At 57.4% G+C, this 1,419-nt stretch carries 1 protein-coding gene and 1 pseudogene; both read right to left on the reverse strand.

Annotated elements, in window-relative coordinates; all coding sequences use genetic code 11:
• The coding region (locus tag BKN05_RS12430) for a lysylphosphatidylglycerol synthase transmembrane domain-containing protein (RefSeq protein ID WP_353743562.1) at positions 1-820 on the reverse strand (820 nt) is incomplete at its 3' end.
• A gap of 107 nt (positions 821-927) precedes the next feature.
• Positions 928-1,419: pseudogene (locus tag BKN05_RS12435) on the reverse strand (MMPL family transporter); the annotation flags it as partial.

Consider the following 1,419-nt stretch of genomic DNA (forward strand, 5'->3'; position numbering starts at 1 on the left):
TACCCTTGCGTGCGTAGTAGGCGAAGTAGATGACCCAGCCGATTGCGCTGTAGAAAACGAAGGTGATCAGCCGGTAGACCAACACCGTGCCAGTGGCATCGACGGCCGTCATGCCGGTGGCCACCAGCGCGGTGATAATCGCGATTTCGACGGTGCCGACGCCCGCTGGGGTGATTTGCGCGGAACCCGCCAGCTTGGCGGTAATAAACGCGACGCTAATGCCCATGATCGTGGTGTGGTCGTCGGCAGGCCAGAACGACGGCATATTACCGGTCACGGCCCAGGCACAAGCCCACAGAGCAACGGCATCGAAGGCTCGGTTGAAAAACGCCATCAACGTCACCCAGGAAAATTGGCCCAAGTTCAACGACACTTGGTCGAGCTTGTTGACGTGTTTGACGAGCTTGTCGGTCTTTTTCCACGGCAGGTTTTTAATCCACCGCCCCACGGTCCGGGTATTGCAGGAAGCCCAGCCCCAGAAAAATACGCCGGTAAAACCGATTAATACGACCCAGAGCGTGGAAATCGCAGAAGAGAGCACAAAAAACCAGCCGCACAGCACCACGGAAGCGCCCCAAGCGCGCTGCACTTTATACGTAAGGATAGCGGCGAATGCAGGACCGCCGGGAAGCGTCGTCGACCAGGCATTGGAGGCGAAGACAATGTTGTTGCATTCTTTGAACGAGACAGGCACACCACCGGCGACAAACAATTTGCGCATCACCTCGGCCATTGCCAATAGGGAAAACGCAAAGGTGATAAACACGACGACGATGGGCCAAGGTTGCGCGTGACGAAGGGTGCGGAAACCATCGCTCAAGAAATCTAGCTCGTCACGAAAGAAAATACCCATGACGACGAGTACTGCTAGGGGTAGTATCCACCGCAGCCATTTGCCTACTGTGCTCTTCATCGTTGCGGCCCCGTCTACTTGTCGTTTTCTAGGCGCTTCATGAGCTCCGAGAACGGAATCAGGTCGCTGTCTTGGTCGGTGGTGCGTCCGCTGCGAATGGCTTTGGTATCGGCGACAACCTCGGACTCATGCAGCTCGTGCGGTTCATCCAGCTCGTACTGTTCCTCGTACTGCGCATGGTCACCGTCCAGGGCAAGGTCGTTTTCCGGGGCAAGGTCGTACTGCTCATGGTCGCCGTCCGGGGCAAAATCACCGGTCGGACCAGAAGCATCCGCCATCCGCCCAGCCGGGACCACGGTTTCTTCGTATGCGCCGTGCCCCATGCGCTCATAAATTCGGTGCACGAAGGCTGGTGCCCACCAGTTGTCTTCGCGCAGCAGGTGCATCACGGCTGGTACGAGGAACATGCGCACGATAGTGGCGTCGAGGAAGAGCGCGAAGATCATGCCGAAGGCGATGTATTTCATCATCACGATATCGGAGAAGCCGAACTCGCCAGCCACCAC

The sequence above is a fragment of the Corynebacterium sp. S5S1 genome (assembly GCF_001913985.1).
In the GTDB taxonomy this organism is placed as follows: Bacteria; Actinomycetota; Actinomycetes; order Mycobacteriales; family Mycobacteriaceae; genus Corynebacterium; species Corynebacterium marquesiae.